The following is a 16,100-nucleotide window of genomic DNA, read 5'->3' on the forward strand; positions in this document are numbered from 1 at the left end:
GCCGTTGTCCTCGCTGAGCAGCAAGCTCGCGCCGAACACGCGGTGAGAACCCCACGTTGGGAATCGCCTTGAACGGTTCGCTTACCACCGACCCGTCGCCCACTGTGCGAACCGCACCGGTCTTTACGCTTGGTTCGGCGCTGCGCTGGCTTGGGCATGACTGCGCGGATCACCGCTGCTCGAAACCGATTGACGCGTTGCGACTTCCATGTGGTTCCGCCGGCGCGGACATTCGCTTCCGACATATCCGCTGCAAGCCGTTCTCGTCGTGTACACCCGTGGTGAACCAATTTGGGTCCACCGGCTATACAGCGACGGGAACGGACACGACCCGATCGCTGGTCAGAACCAGACACTCGCGATGCAGAGTCCTGCCGTGTTGGGCTACCGCGAGGGCCTGCGGCGGATCAGCCAGGATCACACGCAGCGATACCTGCGGATGGTTCGCTAATTCCGACGGTCCGGACGACTACCGCCTAGGTGGCTGGTGTTTTTCGCGTGGCGTTGACCGGGTAATCGGGTGCGGTCGGCGAGAATGGTTGGGTGAGTTTGGGTTTGACGCCGAAACAGGCGGATTTGTGGCGGTCGACGGTGGATTTCTGCGAGGGCCGGGTGGCGCCGGACTCGATTTACAGCGTGCTGCACCGGGAGTGCTTCAACTTGTTCGGCGATGAAATGTTCGCCGACTTGTTCACCGATGTCGGCCGGCGCAGCGTGCCGCCGATGATTGTGGCGGTGGTGATGGTGTTGCAGCGCATCGAGGGGCTTTCGGATCGGGAGGCGGTGGATCGGTTCGCGTTCGACGCGCGGTGGAAGTATGCCGCGGGCGGGCTGGACTTCGATTATCCGGGGTTTGTGCACACCGTGTTGGTGGACATGCGCGCGAGGCTGGCCCGCTCGGATCGCCCGGACCGGATCTTTGAGGTCACCCTGCAAGCGGCCAAGGCGGCCGGGCTGGTGGGCCGTAAGCGGGTGCTGGACTCGACCCCGCTGTATGACGCGGTGGCCACCATGGACACGGTCACATTGATCCGCTCGGCGATCCGGGGACTGCTGGCGGTCGCCGGCGCGGAGCTGCAACCCGCGCTGCGGGCGCGGCTGTCCCGCGACGACGACTACGTCAGCGCCGGCAAACCGGTGTGTGACTACGACGACGTGGCGGCGCGCGAGGCGCTGGTGGACGCGCTGGCCCGCGACGCGTCTGCGCTGCTGGCCTGCCTGGATGAGCAGGCGCTGAAGCCCGAGGTGGACAAGGCGGCCAAACTGTTGGCCACCGTGGTCGGCCAGGACCTCGACCAAGACGCCGCCGACGGGATATTCCGCATCGCGCGCCGTGTGGCCGCCGATCGGGTGATCTCCACGGTGGACCCGCAGGCACGCCACGGCCACAAGACCTCCGCGCGGGGTTTCGACGGATACAAGGGTCACATCGCGATCGACCCCGACGCCGAGATCATCACCGCCACCGAAGTCACCGCCGGCAACGCCGGCGACGCCCAACCCGCCACCGACCTGCTGGCCGGCGACCTACCCACTCCGGTGACCAGCGACACCAACACCGCCGACGGAGATTGCGTTGATCCTCAGGACGACTCGAGCCTCGGTGCAAGTGCTGGCACGACGACCGCGGCCAGCGCGGTCGGTGATGGTGATGGCGACGGGAGCGCCCCCAGCGTGTGCGGAGCCCAAGACCAGCGATGCCCGGCGGTTTACGGCGACGCCGCCTACGGTGCGGGCAAACTGCTGGCCGTGTTGGAAACCGCGGGCGCGGAAATCTTCACCAAGGTGCAGCCACCGACCGCGCCGGGTGGCCGCTACGCCAAGGACCGCTTCGTCATCGACCTCGACGTCGGCACGGTCACCTGCCCGGGCGCGGTGACCGTGCCGATCCGCCCGGCCAAGGGCGGCGGCGGCAACGCGGTGTTCGGCCCGGCTTGCGCCTGCTGCCCACTGGCCGAGCAGTGCACCAGCTCAACCGCCGGGCGCACCATCGCGATCAGCCGCTACGAGGCCGAACTCACCCGTGCTCGCACCACCCAAGCAGATCCGGGCTGGGTCGCCGACTACAAGGCCACCCGGCCGAAAGTGGAACGCAAGATCGGCCACCTGATGCGCCGCCGCCACGGCGGCCGCCGTGCGCGCGTGCGCGGCACCACCAAGGTCGCCGCCGATTTCTCCCTGCTGGCCGCCGCGATCAACCTCGCACGCCTGGGTGTGCTCGGATTACACCGGGAAGGCGCAAACTGGGCCGCCGCCACGACCTGAGGCCGGTCGGCGATGCCAACCGGCCCACCAGGACCGCCTGTAGACCAGCCAAGCAACGGAATCGCCAATCCCGACAACCGAATTCACCTGAGCTAGGAACCGCTCACGACCACACGAGCATCGCCCAATAGCCCGACCGGTCAACCAGCGCCCCCACAATGGCCGTTCGACACCAGCCACCTAGGCCTCTGCCGCGCGCTTTGTGCACCAGCAGCAAGTCAATCAACGGTCGTTACTTCGACAAGCCGTACAGGCGCTTCAACGACATGCTCATGCCGGTGAAGGTTGACGAGGCCGGGAAGGCCTCGCCCCGTGTCGACAATTACCGGGGGCTGTCGCCGTGGGCTGTGCTGGTCCGTTGTCGATCGCGTGACGAGCGGCCGAACCGGGAAACTCGCGTGCTGCGATCGTCGGCGTGATCCGGATTCACGGTTCGGCCAGTGGCTGCGTCGACCTGCTGGTGTTCGAGCAGTTGATCACGATCGCGGTTCAGAAACGCCGTCTCGCGCTGTGACCTCTTGAGTTCGCGTCGGGCGTCTCGCCCGCGAGCCGCGGTGCGCCCGGCACCGGCCAGCAACATGCAAAGCCCGAGCATCGCGACCGCACCGATCACGATGCCGAAGAGAAACAACGTGCCGGTCGACCCGGTGACGTGAAAGCCGAATACGGCGAAATTCGCGGTCAAGTGGTGAGCCGGCCCGGCATTGAGCAGCACCCCGGTGAACCCCACGATCACCGCGGCAAGCAGAACAATTAATCCAAGGATGACGATCATGTCGATCCCTCTGATCCTGGTGCTAGAAATTCAGTACGCGCCAGATCGGCGCTACTGCAGGTCAACATCGTTGACAGGTGCTGTAATCCTACGCCGATGCGGGGCGACCGGAGGCCAGCTGTCCGGGTGGCATCTAGATGACGATGCGTGAATGGACAGGGGTGCGACAATGGCAGACAGCCGACCTGGCCCGACGCGCGCGCTGGCGATGGCGGCCCGTCCGTCGCCGCCGGCCGACACAACGCTCAGTGCTCCCCGGCCGATGGTCCCGTAGGCTGCACCGGCGATCGTAGACGGCCCGAGATCGGTTGATGCTCTGCCGTCTTCGTGCTCACCCCGAGGCAATCGCTAAGCTACCGTCCTGGTGACTGGATCTCGTCCACCACAGGGCGATCGCGCCTTCGATCGAGCCGAGTCCAAGGGTCGGCGATGCCGCCAGTGGCGGCGCCGGCCCAGGCGATCAGAGGGGGTTATCGAATCTAACTGTGCGTTCTGAGATCCCCCAACTGTGGGAATTGGTAGTACACGTCAGGGGTGTCGTGATGGTGCGCGGCCCGCGAGATGGTCATCAGCGTGCTTGGCGCTACGGGCGGGCAACGCCGAACGCTGCCGGGCCCTTACACCCGGCTGCACACCTGCAATCAACGCAGCGGCCACGCCGCAGTCGTCTGAGGCAACTAGCCGGGGGTTCCCGAGAGGGGTACATTTGGAGGTGCTGGATTCTTCAGCCAGTCCGGAAGTGAGTTTGGCTGTACGCCGCCGAACTTGATGAGCGTTTGCTCGCGCCGCACATTCCGATGTCTACCCGTTTCGGTCGAGACAGCATGCACATGTTGCCCATTCCCCCGTTGGCCCGGGATTCGGAGGGCCGGCAATCTCCTGTTCACCCGACCCATGCCCGTCGGTTTGGTGACCACTTGACCGGCGACCGGGGGAGAAACACCTGTTTCGGTGGCATCGGGAATGGCCGGCGACGCAACGAAGGACGCGACACCAGACTAGGGCGACGCCAAAACGCCCGGAGGTCAGGCTAAATGGCGCCTTCAAACAACTGACCCGGACAATCCTCCTCCCCAAACATCTACATCTACAGAGAAACCAGGTAAACGTCGTGATCGTTTTTGGAATCGTCCTCATCGCCCTCGGGCTCCTCCTCCCTGCCCTCGTCCCGACCTTCGCCTACGCCCACATTTGCTTGGTCGTCGGGGTCATCATCCTCGTCGTCGGCCTGCTACTGATGTTGATGGGACGGATGGGACACGCCGTCGGCGGCCGCCGCCACTACTACTAAGGGGTCAGAGTTACTCAGTGGCTACCGGGTTCGGTCGGCCCAAGCCCATGTGAGCGCCGCCCGAGCCACTGGTCTGCAACAAGCCGCCGCCTTACGCCGCGAGGCGGCGACGTGCCGCGACTAAATGAGCGAATAGTGTTAGCGCGCAGACAAAGTCGATTAGACCGCAGATGCATCGGACACACCTGAGTCGGCAGAACGAACCGCAGAACCGCCAACCAATCTGCGGCGCAGGTCCGCACGATAGCGGCGGATGCGGTCGGTCTGGGTTGTTCGTTGCCGATGAATTTTGGCGACCCGTTGTATAAGCCCGACGAAAGGGAGGCAAGCGATGGCGATTACGGACATTCCGGCCTTCGCTCGCCTGACCGACACCGACATCGAGAGTCTGGCTGTTGAGCTGGACGCGATCCGGCTGGACATCGAGGATTCCCGTGGCGACCGCGACGCGCGCTACATCCGCCGTACCATCGCCGCGCAACGCGCCCTTGAGATCGCCGGCCGGCTCATGCTGGCCGGCAGCTCGAAACGCTCTTTGTGGTGGGGGGGAACGGTGAGTCTGGGTCTGGCCAAGATCATCGAGAACATGGAGATCGGCCACAATGTCATGCACGGCCAATGGAACTGGATGAACGATCCCGAGATCCACTCCTCGACATGGGAGTGGGACATGAGTTCGGCGTCAAAGCACTGGCGCTTGACCCACAACTTCCAGCACCACAAGTACACCAACATCCTGGGCATGGATGACGATGTGGGCTACTTCGCCCTGCGAGTCACCCGAGACCAGCCCTGGCAGCGCTTCAACATCGGCACCCTACTGTTCAACGCCGTCCTTGCGCTCGGATTCGAGTGGGGGATCGGCTTGCAGCCAATCGATTTCGAGAAGGTGCTGAAGGCCGGCCCGGAGCGCGACCTCACCCTTCAACAGACACGTGAGTTTTCGGTCAAGGCCGCACGGCAGGTGGTCAAGGGCTACGTCGCGTTCCCGGCGCTGACCTCGCTGTCACCGGCGGCGACCTACAAATCGACGCTGACGGCCAACGTGGTGGCCAACGTGATCCGCAACCTCTGGGCCAACGCGGTGATCTTCTGCGGGCATTTCCGCGATGGCGCAGAGAAATTCACGAATACCGACGTGATCGGCGAAACGCAGGGCCAGTGGTATCTCCGTCGGATGCTCGGTAGCGCCAACTTTGCCGCCGGGCCGATGATGCGGTTCATGAGCGGCAACCTGTGTCACCAGATCGAGCATCACCTTTACACCGATCTGCCCAGTAACCGGCTGCACCAGATCTCGGTGCGGGTCAGACGAATTTGCGCCAAGCAAGTACGACCTTTCCTACACCACGGGCTCGTTTCTGCCGCAGTACGGCAAGACGTGGCGCACCATTGCCAAACTGTCGCTGCCGGACCGCTACCTGCGCGACACCGCCGACGACGCTCCGGAGACCCGCAGCGCGCGAATGTTCACCGAACTGGACCGTGCTTTCGTCGGGACCGACCCGGCGACCGGGCACCGCCGCGGGCTCAAGACAGCAATCGCAGCGACCCGGCAGCGACGTCGCACCCGCGCATCGGCCAAGACACAGACCAGGGCGGCATCGATCATGCCCGCAAGAGCAGTGCTTTACTGGTCGGTAACCTACGCCACCGTAGGTTATGTTAGTGTTGACTCAAAGTAGGGAGAGCGATCGTTAATGCCGTTGAGCCAGCAGGCCGGAACACCGTCGGATGGAGACCGGTGCACGTGGGTGAGATGAACTATCTCGATCTGCACGGTGAGCGCATTGCCTATCGGGAGGCAGGAGCCGGCGAGGCGCTGTTGTTGATTCATGGGATGGCGGGAAGTTCGGCGACCTGGCGGGCGGTCATTCCTCAGCTGGCGAAGAAGTATCGGGTGGTGGCACCGGACCTGTCGGGGCACGGGGAATCAGCCAAGCCGCGTGGTGACTATTCGCTGGGGGCGTTCGCGGTGTCGCTGCGTGACCTGCTCGATGAACTGGGCATCAGCCGGGCGACGGTAGTCGGTCAGTCACTTGGTGGCGGTGTGGCCATGCAGTTCAGCTATCAACATCGCGACTATTGCCAGCGACTGGTTCTCATCAGTAGTGGCGGCCTTGGCCCCGACGTGAACTGGATATTGCGGATCCTGTCGGCACCCGGAACCGAACTGGTGCTGCCGGTGGTCGCGCCGCAGCCGGTGTTGAACGTGGGCAACAAGCTGGGATCCTGGCTCATGTCGGCCGGGATCCAGTCGCCGCGCGCCGGTCAGATGTGGAACGCTTATTCGTCATTATCGGACCGGCAGACACGGCAGGCGTTCCTGCGTACGTTGCGCTCGGTGGTGGATTATCGCGGCCAGGCGGTCAGTGCGCTCGGCAAGATCCATCTAAGTCATGGATTACCCACCTTGCTGATTTGGGGCGAGCAGGACCGGATCATTCCCGTCGCCCACGGCTACGCCGCTCACGACGCCGTGCCAGGTAGTCGACTTGAGGTGCTCCCCGGTGTCGGGCACTTCCCACATGTCGAGTCCCCGACAGCGGTCGTGGACATCCTCGATGACTTCATCGTCACCACCGCGCGAGATCGCGAGCTGACGAATCGAAAAACCTGATCAGAACCGAGATGCGGCGAAGTGTCGACTGCCAAGATCCGACCCACAAGGCGCTTGACAATTGCTCCCGCGGGGTGGAACGTCAGCTGAGTTGAGACTCTCAACCAGTTCGGGATGAGGTCAGCTGTCCGCTGCTGTCCTCTGAGAGCAGTAGGCTCGCGCCGAACAGACCGGTGGCAACCGCATGTCGGGGATCACCATGGATACTGCGCCCGCCCCCTCCGTGCTGCCAGAGGGTGGCTTTCTTTCCCAGCCCTGGCAGGGTCACACCGCACGGTTAGTCAGTCGTCGGCTCAGGTCGTCGGTAGCTGTCATCAGCGCCCACGGCGACATCGACGCATCCAATGCTGACATTCTGACCGACTACACGCTAGGGCATCTGATGCGTTGCCGCGGGCTGATCCTTGATCTGCGCGAGCTGGAGTTCTTTGGGACCGAGGGTTTCTCGGCGCTGCACAGGGTCTCCGGCTGCTGCGCGCACGTCGGCATCGGCTGGGCAACAGTGTTCGGTGCGGCAGTGTCCCGGGTGCTGCGGATCGGCGACCCACAGGGCTTGCTACCCGCCGCCAGCACGGTCGAGGCAGCGATAACCATCGTCCAAAGCCAGCCTCACCGTCCGCCACAGCTCATCGCGACCCGCAAGGATCTCGGACAATCCTCGAGATGCGATCGCACGGTGTGCCTGGTGTGCGGCGGTACACAACAGGTCCGGCAGGAACAACGCACCTTGACAGAAGCAATCGCCAAGCTCGATGGTCCGGCGTTGACGGTGGTTGACCCTGGGTTTCGAGGATGCAAAATCTGAGGTTGTGGAGTGCGGCGCCGGCAAGAAATGTCGAGTCCGCGTCGATCTCGGCGGTTAATGTGTTGCGCCCCATGCTTGGTCGCGTTCGTGTGCCTCCGATGATCGGTTCGCCGCCTTGGACGCGGTTGACCTCACAGGATCGGGGTTACTGAAACCGGGCCGGGGCAAGGTCATTACTCCGGCTCGCCGCTGGAGTGGCCCGCCTACTCGCTGTCTGCGGTTCGTTGCTGGGGCTGGGCGTCGTGGCTTGTAGTCGATTGTCGATAGTGGCCGTCGGTGAGGTCGTGGTGCCAGGTTGTTTCCCCGGGCGCCGGCAGCCCGGCCCTGCGCAGCTCGGTCGACAGTGGACGATAGGAGGGCGTAAGCGGGATGCGGTCAACAATGTGGACGATGGCGGGACGCTGGTGACGGGGGAGGACGCTCAACGCCGTGGTCAGGTCGGCCGCGGTGAGGACGCCGTCCTTGCCCAGCGTCACGGCCGCGACCGCGACGTCATGCGTGTCGGTCGGGACGGGATAGACGACGGTCAGGTCGGTCCCGGTGATGTCGGCGAGGGCGTCGCAAATCGGTTGGCAGAAAACGGGTCCGTGCCCGGACTGGATCACGGTGTTCCTGTGGTCGACGAACCAGTAGTCGCCGTCGCTGTCGCGGCGAAACAGGTGGTTCGTGGTGATCCACGTATCTCCCGCGGCGAATACACCGCGCATCGACCCGATCGCGGCATCGAGTCCGGAGCGTGGTTTCGCCAGCAGCACGCCCACCTCGTCGTCCGCACAGGGCCGCACGAATCCGTGTTCATCCTCGCTGAACCGGCCCGTCGCGGCGTCGTAGCCGGCGAGCCGAATTTCGGCGCTGCCCGGCAGCGGCCGACCCTTGGCCCCGGTCTTCGTGCCGGTGATATTTGCCAGCACGGCGTCCCCTTCGGTAGAGGCGTAGAACTCCAGGACGCGGGCCGGAGCGAATCGGTCGATTACCTGCTGCCATAGCCCGATCGGCATTCCGGCTCCGATGAACAGGCGGATCGGATGATGTTCTGCAAGGTCTGGCGATGTCGTCTCCACCAGCTCGCGCAACATCGCCCAGGTGTAGGACACCACCGTGACCCCGTAACGGTGCACCTCGTCCGCGAACCGCGTCGGGTCGACGCCCCGGGTCAAGGCGATGCGCGAGCCGCCGGCGACCGCGCCCCCGAGGGCGACCATCAGACCCGACGGATGGTGCAGCGGGGTCAGGCAATAGATCGTGTCGCCGCGCCCGAGCGCGGCGGCAGTGGCCGTGCCGTACGCCGACAGCGCCCACCGATGATTGGTGACCTCCTTGACCACCCGGCGTCCGCCCGTCGTGCTGAAGAACACGAAGGCGAGTTCGCTTGCCCGGCCCGGGTTCGGCCGATACCACCGGGGCAGCGGCGCACCGGACGGGTCGAGGCGGTCCAGCTCGACGACCCGTCCCGGCTCCGTCCGGCCCAGGCCGCCGGTGGGAAGGTGGCCGAGGACGAGCACCCTGGCGTCGGTTGCGGTGGCCGCCGCGAGATGGTCTGGGTCGGTGACGATGTCGGACACCTCGCACAGCTGGACGGCCGCGGCGAGATCGTCATCCGGGGGTAGCAGCACCGCCACCGCGCCGAGCCTCGACAGTGCCGCGATCGCGGCCACGGCGCTGGGGCTGGTGCCCATCAACACACCGACGTTGGCTCCCTGACGGATACCGACGGCGATGAGGCCGCGCACCGCGTCGTCGATGCTGCGATCAACCGCGGCGTTGGTGTGCACCCGATCCTCGAAGAGGAAGCATTCCTCCTCGGGCGCTCGGCTGGCCTGTTCGGCCATCAAGCTGCCCAACGACACCCGGGTATGGGGCTGCAGCCGTCCGAGGCGGGCGAGCCGGGGCAGGGTACGTAGCGCCTCCCCGGCGATCTCCCCGCCGCTGCGCGCCGCACCCACCGTGGCGCCGGCCAGCCCCAGCCCCACGCCGATGCCCAATTCGGCCAGCGCACCCGCCGAGCGAGCGATATGCGCCGAGAGCCCGGCGGCGCCGTCGCCCCCGGCGTCAGGGTCGGCCTGCATCGGACGAACGCCGTCGGGCCTGGGCCCCAGACCGTCTTGCCACAGCACCCATTGGCCCACGGTGGGCCAGGTGTGCGTGGCGGCGGTCGATCCGACAACGAGCCCGAAGTGACCCGCCCGCAACAGCACCTCGGACACCTCGGCCCGGGGGGCGGCCCGCCGGATACCTCGCACGGATGCGGGTTGGCCGATGTCGTCGATCTCGCCGATGAAAGCAACGACCGGACAGGTGATTTCCGCGAGCGTGATCAACGTGCCGTCGATCACGGCTCCACCGGCCATCATGCGGTTATGGACCACGAACTGCCGTAACAGTTCGGCGACCGCGGGGCCCGACCATGCCACCCACCCCTCCACCTCGAGGAAGCGGCGTTGCTGTTCCCTGGGCAACAACGCCTCGCGGTCATGGAGTTGCCATAGGAAGTCCCATCTCGCCCGTACCGTCTTGATCGGGTCCAGAAGTTGAAACCCGGTACGGGCCATCCATCCGGACACGGAGAGACGGTTGAAGACGTGGTCGGCGACCAGCTGGGCGCCGCGGCCCGCCAAGGCCGCGGGAATCCCGAACGGCAGACCGCCGAGCGAATCGACGGCGCTACCGAACGTGATGACACTGGCCAGGCCCTCGGAACGTCGGTAGGCGGCGGTCTGATAGCAGAACATGCCGCCCTGCGAGTAGCCCGCCAGATGCACCTTGCGCCGGGTGTGTGCTCGTACCGCGTCGACGGCGCGGCTCAGCGCGATCACATGGTCGCTCAACGTGCGTTCGAGCCCACCGGTTTCCCGGTCCGGTGAGCCGAAGTCCACCACCCACGGGTCCACCCCGAGATCATGCAGGACTCCGACCGCGCCCTGGTGTCTGGTGACGTCAAAAACGTTGGCTGACATCATCATCGGCGGCACGAGTATTACCGGCGGCCGTGACGGATCGTTTGCCCCGTCGGGGAAGTACCGTCGCAGCCGGTACATGTCGGAGCGCTCCACGATCCGAAACGGCGACGGACGGGATCCGGTTTGAAGGCCACCGAACCGCAGCACCTCGATGCCGTTCCGCGTGGTCGCGATCGCCCGGTTCACCGGACCGGTGATCAGGCCGCTACCCCATGTCACCGATACCACATGTCACACCGACACTCCCGCTGATCGCCCATCTGCTGACGTCACCCAATCGACACTACGTGAGGCGCCCTCGCGTCCGCTTCTCGAGGGGCGTTGCTGTCATGTCCGGAATGCACACCCCTTAAAACGCCGCGGTGGTCAGCGGTGTCGTCGTGAATCGAATCGTGACCGGCTGTCGCGAAGCTTCGCCAAGCAGCATTCGGGCGTGTAGTGTTACGCGGTAGAGATACTTGGCAGACAGGCCATCTAACACGCGTTTTGACGGAGTTCCAACACCGAAAATAACCAAAGGTGTTGTCCACCAGAAGAAATGTGCACGCTCGAATTCGCTGCGGTGGTCGATGTGGTTTGCGCTTGTGTCTCGGAAATCGGGTGGCGGCGACTTCTTTGCCCGCTCTGGTCAATCCGGACCTGTAGTCATTCGAGGGCGGCTCGGCGCGTTTACCGCACCCGCAGGGCCGCCGCCTACGCGAAATGAGGCCACGATGGGTAAATCCGAGTACGAACAACGAGATGTCTTCGGGGGGCTCGTGCTTCAGGTGGGTGCGGGTTTCAAGGAGCATGAGCGACGCCATGTGGTGGAGGCATTGTCGACGCTCGGGCCGCACCTGGGAAGGTGGGACCCTCATGACCTGGTCGTCGATGTCTCCCTACAGGACCGCGGCGGCAAGGAGCAGCGCGTCACATTGCGCACGAGCCTGCCCGGCTTTCCGCCATTGGTAGCGGTTGCTGACAACCCGGACCTAACCCGCGCCCTCGGCGAAGCAAAGCGCGAGCTGATCCGGCAGATTGAACATCAGAAGTCGCAGCGAGAACCCATGAGCAACCGTCGGCTCAGGAACCCCACGGTCCGGCATCCGGATAGCCCCACGCCGTGACCGATCGCCCGTTCTCACCCTGGGTGGCGATTTCGTACCACCGGTGGGGCGGTTCGACGCTCGTGGCATGCGGAGATTCGCAGACGCCGATCACGCCGGCGGCTGCGGGCTCATCGCCGCGATGTAGTAGATCTCGTGCCCGGTGGGGTAGCCGCCCCCATTGGTGGCGATGTGAACGTGGTCGTAGTGGTTGAGGGTTTCGTTGCCGTAGTCCGCCGTCCAGCTCCCCGTGCCGATGCCCGGGTAGATCCGCTGCCGCCAGATCACGTGGTTGATGCCCCAGCGTTTGGCGTTCGCGAGGGCATACCCGGCGATCTGGTTGCCGAGCGCGATCCCCTCCGGGCTGTGGTAGTTCGGGATCATCACGTCGATCGCCAATCCTTCGGGGTGCCACTTCAGGGCGTCCTGCCGGTACCCGCCGATCGCTCTGATCTCCGGGAACAGTACGCCGATGGCACGCGCCGCCCAGATGGTCTTGACCTGCAACCCATGCTCCGGCGCCACGCCGGGAGGCAGCGGGACCAGAAAATTCTGGGCGGCGGCGGGGGCAGTGGGCGCGTTGGCCGCCAACGACTGCACCTCCGCGGGGGTGGCGATGCGCGGCCCGTCCGCGGGAGCGGACATCTGCGGCCCGTCCGGGGCGCGGGCGATCTGCGGGCTGCCGGGCGCCGCGGTTTTGGCGACGGCCGGGGCGGCGGGCGGGTGTCCCACGCAGCACCGGTGCTCGGTGCTCTGGGCGTAGACCATGGTGGACGAGACGATGACCGAGGCCGCGATCGCCAGCCAGCGGCCCCGGCCGTTGGCCAGCACGGCGGTACCCACGGTCAGCAGCTTAGTGTCCCGTGCGACGCGTGGGCAGACTTTGCTGTTTGTTGTCGGGTGTCTAACGCCGGGATTCGTCAGCGACGTCATGACGGGACTGGTGCAGGCCCGGCGCGTCCGGGTCCTCGCCTTGGTTTTCCAGCTCTTCCTGCAGCCGACGCTGCTCCTCGGTGGCCTTCCCGGCGTCTTCGGGTACCTCCGGCGGGTCGATGTCGGCTTGCGGATCCACGCGAGATCTCCTCGAAGGGTCGACGAACACTTCTCGTCAGGATCGCCCGAATCGGGCGCGCCCAAACCCTCGGCCCACCGGGGGTCCGCGTTACCTCGTCGCCAGCCGAGACCGATCGGCGGGCGGCTGTTTGATCCCCGCTGCGCGCACGAGCACCGCCAAGACCACGGCCACGAAAAACAGTGCCAGCACGTCGCCCCAGAGGTGTCCCATGTGGCCGTCGCCCAAGGATTGCACCGTCATGATCGCGGCGTGCACGCCGCTGGACCACACCGTGAACCAGATCAGGCTGAGGTTGTTTTCCGGCCTGCGCGCCGCATTGATGAGGAACACCCCGAGGGTGGCGTAGACGCCGACGATCATCATGAAGTAGTCGGATCGGTACGGCGCACCGGAGTGCCACATCCAGCCCGACGGCCAGACCACCGCGAGGGGATAGACCAGGAGCATGACGGCGCCGACGAAAACCAGCGCCAGTTGCAGGAGTTTGTAGGGCGTTGCCATCGTGGCCTCCTGTCGGTGGCTGATGGCTTGTCATTATGCGCTTTTCCCCACCGCCGCGCAGCTATGCTCCGGCGGCGAATTCCGCGGACAGGGCGGCAAGCAACTGCTGGGTGCGGCGGCGCGACTCGCGCCGGGTCCGGGCGTTCTCGCCCAGCGGCACCACCCGGGCGGCGAGGTCGGTGACGCCGGCGTCGCGGTACCGGCGCAACCTGGCGAGGATGGCCGCTTCGTCGCCGGCGGCCATGGTGTCGCCGACGTCGGCGGCGTCGCCGTGCTCGAGCAGCCGCACGTAGTTGGGGGAGAAGTCCGCGTGGCCGAGCACCTCGCTGGCATGGGCGCGGGCCTGCTCGACCTCGCCGGCGCGGCACAGCGCTACCGGGACGCCGGCCACCACGCGAATCCCGTTGCGGCCGAGAGCCGTTGCCGCCGCTGTGATACGGGGGACGACGTAGTCGCCGATCGCGCGTTCGTCGGCCATCCACAGGACGGTGCCGCCGGCGCGTTCCCCGGCGATGCGCAGCATCGCCGGGCCGAGCGCGGCCAGCAGCACCGGCACCGCGGAGTCGGTGACGTCCACCGGGCTGTGCACGTGGTAGGTGGCGTTGTCGACCGACACCGCACCGGGACCGGCGAACGCCGCGTCCAGCACGTCGAGGTAGTCGCCGACCAGACGGGCGGGCCGCTCGTAGGACAGCCCCAGCTGGTCGGCGACGATCCAATGGTGTGACGGGCCGACGCCCAGCGTGAACCGGCCCGCGCACGCGGCCTGCGTGGTCAGTGCCTGTTGCGCCATGATGAGCGGGTGCCGGGTCTGGATGGGCACGACCGCGGTGCCGATCTCGATGCGGTCGGTGACCTGCCCGAGCAGCGCGACGGCCGTCATCGCGTCGAGGTAGCCGGGCACCTGCGGGAACCAGAACGAGGCGAATCCGTCCGCTTCGGCGGCCCTTCCGTCCTCGAGCAGACCGGTCAGCCGCTGCGCGCGGGTGCGCTCCTTGTCCGAGCCCACCATCAGGCCGATCCTCACGACATCGCCCGCTCACGGGACATGGCGGTCCCATTCGTGCGCCACGACGACGTGGAACGGGGCGGCGAACAACGGTGTGGCGGTGCCGTCGGCCCAGCGCTGCTCCAGTGCGGGCCGCAGCCCGCCCGCGGCGACGACCGGGTCCTCGTCGAGGAAGCAGTACGAAAGGGTCTGTCCCGCAGGGGCGCCGGCCAGGTTCGCGTCGACGGCCTGCGAGACTGCGGACCACACGCCGGCGGCACCGTCGACGCCGAGCAGGTCCGTCGGTGCCGACGCGTCGGTTTCCACCAGCACGTACACGCCGCGGGCCGGCCACCACGGCAGCACGTCGGCCCCCACTTTGATCCGGGACGCGGCCGCCTTCGCACGCACGTCGTAGACGCCGCGCTCGACCGGGGGCAGCAGCGGCAGCTTGCGCCCGGCGCCACCGAGTGCCACCGAAAGTTGGTTGAACCCCGCCAATCCGCCCGTGCCGGTGAAGAAATATGACATCACGTGGTCGACGGGATCGAACCGCTCGGTGCCGAACGCCCGCGCGTTGCGGCACTGCGGAGTGGACACCAGCCGCAGCGACGCCCGCACCGCGCCGAGCCGGTGTTGTTCGGGCCGGTGGTCCATCGTGTGCCAGCGCAGGTACTCGGCGTCGGCCCCCTCGGGATGGCGGGTGGCCATGGAGACGAACACGGTGGTGATGTCGCCACGTCCCGCGGCGAGCACGTCGACGACCTCGTCGGAGGGCGTGCCGGGTAGCAGCATCGATGCCGTCCTTCAGACTCGTTTGAGCTCGATCTCGGGGTGACGCGCCCGGGCCATTCGCCGGAAGCCTTCGCGCCAGGGGACTTTCGTGCGCCCCAGCACGTAGTGCATGCGGGTGACGTCCGGCCACAGCGGCGTGTGCGCGTCGGGGGTGTAATCGAAGATCGGCTCGACGCCCACCAACTCGCCCAGGTAGGCGCAGTAGTCCTCGGCGCTGACGGTCTCGCTGCCGGCCCAGTTCACGACCACCGGCGGGGTGGCGGCGACCTCCATGGCCCGGATGCCGAGCTCGACGTAGTCGTCCTCGTAGATCGGGTTGTAGTTGTTGGGCTTGTCGGGGTGCAGGCGAATCGGCTTGCGCGCCAATATCGCATCGAGGCGATCAGCCGGCGCGCCACCCTCTGGCCCGTAGGTGGAGCAGATGCGGATGATCGTCAGCGGAATCCCGTACCGCTCGGCGATCCAGGTGCACACGGCTTCGGCGGCGACCTTGGAGAAGCTGTAGTGGGCCCGCAGCGGCACCCCGGGCGGGTCCGATTCGGTCAGTGGGCGCTGCCCCCGGTACCCGTAGATCGACCCGGTCGAGCAGAACACGAAACCCTTTGCGCCGCGGCAGCGGTACAGGAGATCACCGGAATGCTGCGCGTTGGTGCGCAGGCATGCGGTCCAGTCGCCGGCGCCGGGATCGACCGCCGCGTGGAAGACGTAGGTGAAATCGTCAGGTAGGGAGGAGAAGTCACCGGTGGCCATGTCGAGCGCGACCGGCGTGATGCCGGCGTCGGCCAGTTTGTCGCGGTCGGCGGGGTCCCTCAGGCGCGCGGCGCCCCACACCTCGTTGCGCGGGGCCAGCGCCCGCGCGATGGGGAAGGCGATCTTTCCGGTCGCCCCGGTGATCAAGATCTTCTCTGAATCGAGCATCCCACTAGTCATAGCGCACGGCGCC

13 protein-coding genes and 1 pseudogene are annotated in these 16,100 nt (G+C 66.3%); 6 read left to right on the forward strand and 8 right to left on the reverse strand.

From position 1 onward, the window contains the following. The first annotated feature begins 543 nt into the window (after positions 1-543). Positions 544-2,265, forward strand: a complete 1,722-nt coding sequence (locus tag ACJ512_RS13590; protein WP_407689781.1) for a transposase — start codon at positions 544-546, stop codon at positions 2,263-2,265. 322 nt (positions 2,266-2,587) lie between these two features. Here the strand turns inward: ACJ512_RS13590 and ACJ512_RS13595 are convergent, their stop codons facing one another. Next, positions 2,588-3,040 (reverse strand): hypothetical protein, encoded by a 453-nt coding sequence (locus tag ACJ512_RS13595; RefSeq protein ID WP_407687193.1) that lies wholly within the window; start codon positions 3,038-3,040, stop codon positions 2,588-2,590. 1,111 nt (positions 3,041-4,151) lie between these two features. Here ACJ512_RS13595 and ACJ512_RS13600 point away from each other — a divergent pair. The 4 genes and pseudogenes from ACJ512_RS13600 to ACJ512_RS13615 all read left to right on the forward strand — a co-directional run bounded on the left by ACJ512_RS13600 (position 4,152) and on the right by ACJ512_RS13615 (position 7,756). Beyond that, positions 4,152-4,331 (forward strand): DUF6131 family protein, encoded by a 180-nt coding sequence (locus ACJ512_RS13600; protein ID WP_407687192.1) that lies wholly within the window; start codon positions 4,152-4,154, stop codon positions 4,329-4,331. A gap of 331 nt (positions 4,332-4,662) precedes the next feature. Next, positions 4,663-6,016: pseudogene (locus tag ACJ512_RS13605) on the forward strand (fatty acid desaturase family protein). A gap of 74 nt (positions 6,017-6,090) precedes the next feature. Then, positions 6,091-6,951 (forward strand): alpha/beta fold hydrolase, encoded by an 861-nt coding sequence (locus tag ACJ512_RS13610; protein WP_407687194.1) that lies wholly within the window; start codon positions 6,091-6,093, stop codon positions 6,949-6,951. A gap of 184 nt (positions 6,952-7,135) precedes the next feature. Beyond that, positions 7,136-7,756, forward strand: coding sequence for an STAS domain-containing protein (locus ACJ512_RS13615; RefSeq protein WP_407687191.1), 621 nt, complete (start codon positions 7,136-7,138; stop codon positions 7,754-7,756). Between the two features lie 203 nt (positions 7,757-7,959). Here ACJ512_RS13615 and ACJ512_RS13620 read toward each other — a convergent pair whose 3' ends face one another. Beyond that, positions 7,960-10,932, reverse strand: coding sequence for an AMP-binding protein (locus ACJ512_RS13620; protein WP_407687190.1), 2,973 nt, complete (start codon positions 10,930-10,932; stop codon positions 7,960-7,962). 494 nt (positions 10,933-11,426) lie between these two features. Between ACJ512_RS13620 and ACJ512_RS13625 the strand changes: the two genes are divergently transcribed. Continuing rightward, the gene (locus tag ACJ512_RS13625; RefSeq protein WP_407687189.1) at positions 11,427-11,819 is read left to right on the forward strand and encodes a hypothetical protein; all 393 of its coding nucleotides are present in this window, start codon (positions 11,427-11,429) and stop codon (positions 11,817-11,819) included. Positions 11,820-11,909: 90 nt separating this feature from the next. On the opposite strand, the gene ACJ512_RS13630 is transcribed toward ACJ512_RS13625, so the two are convergent. From ACJ512_RS13630 to ACJ512_RS13655, 6 genes are all read right to left on the reverse strand, one after another. Next, positions 11,910-12,641 carry a glycoside hydrolase gene (locus ACJ512_RS13630; protein WP_407687188.1) on the reverse strand — a complete coding sequence of 244 codons (732 nt, stop codon included), beginning with the start codon at positions 12,639-12,641 and terminating at the stop codon, positions 11,910-11,912. Positions 12,642-12,702: 61 nt separating this feature from the next. Continuing rightward, the gene (locus ACJ512_RS13635) at positions 12,703-12,870 is read right to left on the reverse strand and encodes a hypothetical protein (protein ID WP_407687187.1); all 168 of its coding nucleotides are present in this window, start codon (positions 12,868-12,870) and stop codon (positions 12,703-12,705) included. 90 nt (positions 12,871-12,960) lie between these two features. Further along, entirely contained in the window at positions 12,961-13,374 is a 414-nt protein-coding gene (locus ACJ512_RS13640) for a DUF6632 domain-containing protein (protein WP_407687186.1), read from the reverse strand. 61 nt (positions 13,375-13,435) lie between these two features. Further along, positions 13,436-14,401, reverse strand: coding sequence for a TIGR03564 family F420-dependent LLM class oxidoreductase (locus ACJ512_RS13645; protein WP_407687185.1), 966 nt, complete (start codon positions 14,399-14,401; stop codon positions 13,436-13,438). Between the two features lie 12 nt (positions 14,402-14,413). Further along, positions 14,414-15,157, reverse strand: a complete 744-nt coding sequence (locus tag ACJ512_RS13650) for a hypothetical protein (protein WP_407687184.1) — start codon at positions 15,155-15,157, stop codon at positions 14,414-14,416. A gap of 12 nt (positions 15,158-15,169) precedes the next feature. Then, positions 15,170-16,075, reverse strand: a complete 906-nt coding sequence (locus ACJ512_RS13655) for an NAD-dependent epimerase/dehydratase family protein (protein ID WP_407687183.1) — start codon at positions 16,073-16,075, stop codon at positions 15,170-15,172. Between the last annotated feature and the right edge of the window lie 25 nt (positions 16,076-16,100).

Source organism: Mycobacterium cajalii, from assembly GCF_045809005.2.
GTDB lineage: Bacteria > Actinomycetota > Actinomycetes > Mycobacteriales > Mycobacteriaceae > Mycobacterium.

Bases quoted from the DNA above. Each gene is read 5' to 3' on its own strand.
- ACJ512_RS13655 (WP_407687183.1), bottom strand. From the start codon at position 16,075: ATGCTCGATTCAGAGAAGATCTTGATCACCGGGGCGACCGGAAAGATC.
- ACJ512_RS13650 (WP_407687184.1), bottom strand. From the start codon at position 15,157: ATGCTGCTACCCGGCACGCCCTCCGACGAGGTCGTCGACGTGCTCGCC.
- ACJ512_RS13615 (WP_407687191.1), top strand. From the start codon at position 7,136: ATGTCGGGGATCACCATGGATACTGCGCCCGCCCCCTCCGTGCTGCCA.
- ACJ512_RS13595 (WP_407687193.1), bottom strand. From the start codon at position 3,040: ATGATCGTCATCCTTGGATTAATTGTTCTGCTTGCCGCGGTGATCGTG.
- ACJ512_RS13625 (WP_407687189.1), top strand. From the start codon at position 11,427: ATGGGTAAATCCGAGTACGAACAACGAGATGTCTTCGGGGGGCTCGTG.
- ACJ512_RS13610 (WP_407687194.1), top strand. From the start codon at position 6,091: ATGAACTATCTCGATCTGCACGGTGAGCGCATTGCCTATCGGGAGGCA.
- ACJ512_RS13640 (WP_407687186.1), bottom strand. From the start codon at position 13,374: ATGGCAACGCCCTACAAACTCCTGCAACTGGCGCTGGTTTTCGTCGGC.